Below are 4,107 nucleotides of genomic sequence, written 5' to 3'. Positions count from 1 at the left end.
AATGGCGGCGCGGTGTGGGCAGCAACCGAGGGCGACGGGCCGGGAGCGCCCGACGGCATGAAGATCGACAGCCGCGGCAATCTTTACTGCACCGGACCCGGCGGCATCCACATTTTCGACGCGTCGGGCACCATTCTTGGCGTCATCCGGACGCCCGAAGATTGCGCGAATTTCACCTTCGGCGACGACGATTTGCAAAGCCTCTACATTGCCGCGTCGACGTCGCTGTACCGGCTCAGGGTGCGCGTGCCGGGATTGAGACTGTTTTGAGCTCGCGACAATCCGTGCTCAAATCAGAGTTGGGAGTGAGGCCGGGTCAAAGCCGGTGGGAATACAGCAGTCAACACATCTGGGAGGATAACGACATGAAGAAACTGTTCGTTCTGGGCGCTCTGGCGGCAATGCTCGCTTCGGGCACGGCGCTGGCCGACACCAGTGGCAAGAAGATTGCTTTTTCCAACAATTATGCCGGCAATTCCTGGCGACAGGCGATGCTCGACAGCTATGGCATCGTCACCAAGAAGGCGGTCGCCGACAAGGTGGTCGGCGCGGCCGACATCTTCACCACCGCCGACAAGGAGGTGCCGACGCAAGCGGCGCAGGTGCAGAACCTGATCCTGCAGGGCTATGACGCCATCGTCATCAACGCTGCCTCGCCGGATGCGCTCAACGGCGCCATCAAGCAGGCCTGCGATGCCGGCATCACCGTCGTCTCCTTCGATGGCACCGTGACCGAGCCTTGCGCCTACCGCGTCGTCGTCGACTTCAAGGACATGGGCAAGCAGGAAGTCGAGCAGATGGCCAAGTTCCAGCCCAAGGGCGGCAATCTGCTTGAAATCCGCGGCCTTGCCGGCACCTCGATCGATGATGCCATCCATGCCGGCATCCTCGAAGGCGTCGCCGCCCATCCCGAGTTCAAGATCGTCGGTTCGGTGACCGGCGACTGGGACCAGACGACGGCGCAAAAGGCGGTGGCGACCATCCTGCCGTCGCTGCCCGACATCGTCGGCGTCGTCGATCAGGGCGGCGACGGTTACGGCGCCGCACAGGCCTTCGCCGCCGCCGGCAAGCCGCGCCCAACCATCATCATGGGCAACCGCCAGGACGAGTTGCAGTGGTGGAAGGAGCAGAAGGACAAGGACGGCTACCAGACCTGGTCGGCATCGATCGCGCCCGGCGTGTCATCGCTCGCCTTCTGGGTGGCGCAGCAGGTGCTCGACGGCCGCACCGATATTCCGCACGACCTGCTGGTGCCGTATCTGGCCTTCACGCAGGACGATTTCGAGGCCGAGCTGCCAAAGATCCCCAAGGGCGGCGTCGCCAGCCACGAATACACGCAGGAAGACGCGATCGCGGCCATCAAAGCCAACATCAAGTGAGTGTCGGCCAAGCGTTGCCGTCCGTATCGCCAAGCGAGTATCGTTGAGCATGCCCAGGGGTAACGCTGACATCATCAGACTGAACGGCGCCGAAAAGCATTTCGGCGCCGTTCGCGCGCTGGGTGGCGTGGATTTTCACGTCGGACCCGGCGAATGCGTCGGGCTCGTCGGCCACAATGGCGCCGGCAAATCGACGCTGATGCACATGGTGGCGGGCACGCTGGTGCCCGACAGCGGGCAGATCGGCGTGCATGGCGACACCGAGGACAACTACTCGGTGTCGCGCGCGCAGCAGCTCGGCATACGCTGCGTGTTTCAGGAACTGTCGCTGTGCCCCAATCTCAGCGTCGCCGAGAACACACGCATCAACCACGCTTCGCTGCGTGGCTTCGGCTGGCGGCGCAAGGCGGCCGAGCTGATCGCCGCCAAGCTCGACGAGATCTTTCCGGGTCATAGCATCTCGGCGTCGGACATTGTCGGCGACCTGTCGATCGGCCGTCGCCAGATGGTCGAAGTGGCGCGCGCCTTCACCGTCACCCAGGATCGTCTCGACCTCGTCATCCTCGACGAGCCGACATCGTCGCTCGACGCGCATACGGCGGGCCAGTTGCTGGCCTTCGTGCGCCGCTTCGTTGCCGGCGGCAAAAGCTGCATCCTGATCTCGCATGTGCTGGGGGAGGTGCTGCGCAACGCCGACCGCATCGTGGTGATGCGCGACGGCAAGGTGGTTGTCGCCGACGCCGCCACCGCCTTCGACCGTAACCGGCTGGTGACGGCGATGGGCGGCGCGGAAGCGCGCCAGAAGATCGCGGCGCAAATCGCTGCCGCCAAGCCCGCCGCCAGTCCGCTGAGGGTCCGGGCGCGGCCCGCCGCGCAGAAGGACGGCACCGACCTCGTCGCCTGCGCTGGGGAGATCATCGGCCTTGCCGGGCTGGCGGGCCACGGCCAGACCGATCTGCTGCTGGCGATCTTCCGCGGCGCCACGCGCGCCCGGGCCGGCATCGAGGTGACAGCGCCGGTGGCGCTGGTCGCCGGCGACCGCCAGTCGGACGGTATCTTTCCGGAATGGTCAATCGCCGAGAATATCGGCATCCGCTCGCTGGCGCGGCTGCGCAGCGGGCTGCTGATCTCGCCGCAGCGTGAGGCCGAGCTTGCTGCATTCTGGCAGAAGAAGATCGGCATCCGTACGCCTGATATGAACAACAACATTTTCTCGCTATCGGGCGGCAACCAGCAGAAGGCGCTGTTTGCGCGTGCGCTCGGCTCGGATGCACAGATCGTGCTGATGGACGACCCGATGCGCGGCGTCGACATCGGCACCAAGCTGGAGGTCTACGACCTCGTGCGCGAGGAGGCTGCCCGCGGCCGTACCTTCCTCTGGTACACCACGGAAACCGAAGAGCTCGACAATTGCGACCACATCTATGTCTTCAAGAACGGCCGCATCGTCGCCAATCTGCGTCGCGACGAGTTGACCGAAGAGAAGATCATCCAGTCCTCCTTCGGCGATGCGGCCTGAGATGACGGCGGCGACACTCGAAAACGGTCTCAAGGCGTCCGCGGCGCGCGGCAGCGCGGCACGCGCGCGCCTGCTGCGCGGATTGCTGCCGGCGCTGTCGCTGGCGTTGGTGCTCATCGCCATCGCCTGGCTCAACCCGCGCGCCATCAGCTATTTCGGCTTCAGCCTGATGCTGAACCTGGCGATCCCGATCGCGCTGGCGACGATCGCGCAGATGTTCGTCATCGCGGGCAACGAACTCGACCTGTCGATCGGCACCTTCGTCGGTTTCGTCGGCTGCGTCACCGCGACCTGGCTGAAGGACGCTCCGCTGATCGGCGTCGCCATACTGCTCGGCTCGATCGGCATCTATGCGCTGCTCGGGGCGCTGATCCATCTGCGCAATTTGCCGTCGATCGTGGTGACGCTCGGCATGAGCTTCGTCTGGCAGGGGCTGGCCATTCTCGTGCTGCCCAAGCCGGGCGGCAAGGCGCCGGACTGGCTGCTCGGGCTGATGGCGTTCAAGCCGCCTTTTGTGCCGTTCCCGATCATTGCGGCGCTGCTGATCGGCCTCATCGTCCATTTCGGCCTTATGCGCACCTCCTACGGCGTGATCTTGCGCGGCTCGGGCGGCAATCCGGCGGCGCTCGGTCGCGCCGGCTGGTCGCTGCTCCGAACCAAGATTGTGCTGTTTGCGCTCGCCGGCCTGTTCGGCGTGCTGTCCGGCATGGCGCTGATCGGTATCACCACCTCGGCCGACGCCAATATCGGCAATGGCTACACGCTGCTGGCGATCGCCGGCGTCATCCTCGGCGGCGGCGAATTCGTCGGCGGCCGGGTGTCGCCGATCGGTGCGGTGATCGGCGCGCTGACGCTGGCGCTGGCCGCCTCGCCGCTGCTCACCTTCATGCACATCCCGCCGGACTGGCAGGTGGCCGCCAACGGCGCCATCCTGATCATCGTGCTGGCGGCGCGCGTGCTGATCAGCCGCAAGGAGAGGTGAGCGATGACATCGGTGAGATCGCTGCTTACCAAACCCTGGATCTGGTCGTTCATTGGCGCCTTGCTGGTGTGGCTGGCGACGATCGCCTTCACCGGCGGTTATGGCGGGGGTGGCATGGTGACGGCAGCCCTTTCGCTGGCGGTATTCACCGTCATTGTCGGCGTCGGCCAGATGTTCGTCATCACGCTGGGACCAGGCAATGTCGACCTGTCGCTGCCGGCCAATCT

4 protein-coding genes and 1 pseudogene are annotated in these 4,107 nt (G+C 65.2%); all 5 read left to right on the top strand.

The annotated features are described in order from the left end of the window. Positions 1 to 270, top strand: a 270-nt coding sequence (locus tag ENZ74_RS24110) for an SMP-30/gluconolactonase/LRE family protein (protein WP_164761168.1), incomplete at its 5' end; no start/stop codon positions are given. Between the two features lie 95 nt (positions 271 to 365). Then, positions 366 to 1,379: an ABC transporter substrate-binding protein gene (locus ENZ74_RS24105; protein ID WP_013528926.1), complete on the top strand. Its 1,014-nt coding sequence runs from the start codon at positions 366 to 368 to the stop codon at positions 1,377 to 1,379. 49 nt (positions 1,380 to 1,428) lie between these two features. After that, the gene (locus ENZ74_RS24100; protein WP_063169505.1) at positions 1,429 to 2,898 is read left to right on the top strand and encodes a sugar ABC transporter ATP-binding protein; all 1,470 of its coding nucleotides are present in this window, start codon (positions 1,429 to 1,431) and stop codon (positions 2,896 to 2,898) included. 1 nt (position 2,899) lies between these two features. Next, entirely contained in the window at positions 2,900 to 3,880 is a 981-nt protein-coding gene (locus tag ENZ74_RS24095; RefSeq protein WP_063169504.1) for an ABC transporter permease, read from the top strand. 3 nt (positions 3,881 to 3,883) lie between these two features. Next, positions 3,884 to 4,107 (top strand): annotated as a pseudogene (locus tag ENZ74_RS24090) (ABC transporter permease); the annotation flags it as partial.

The organism is Mesorhizobium sp. M7A.F.Ca.CA.002.15.2.1 (assembly GCF_003998715.1).
Lineage (GTDB): Bacteria > Pseudomonadota > Alphaproteobacteria > Rhizobiales > Rhizobiaceae > Mesorhizobium > Mesorhizobium ciceri.
Note: the sequence above shows the minus strand (reverse complement) of the source record. Positions and strands in the feature narration are given on the sequence as shown.

What these genes read in the sequence shown, in the direction of transcription:
- ENZ74_RS24100 (WP_063169505.1), top strand. Translation starts at nt 1,429, where the DNA reads ATGCCCAGGGGTAACGCTGACATCATCAGACTGAACGGCGCCGAAAAG.
- ENZ74_RS24095 (WP_063169504.1), top strand. Translation starts at nt 2,900, where the DNA reads ATGACGGCGGCGACACTCGAAAACGGTCTCAAGGCGTCCGCGGCGCGC.
- ENZ74_RS24105 (WP_013528926.1), top strand. Translation starts at nt 366, where the DNA reads ATGAAGAAACTGTTCGTTCTGGGCGCTCTGGCGGCAATGCTCGCTTCG.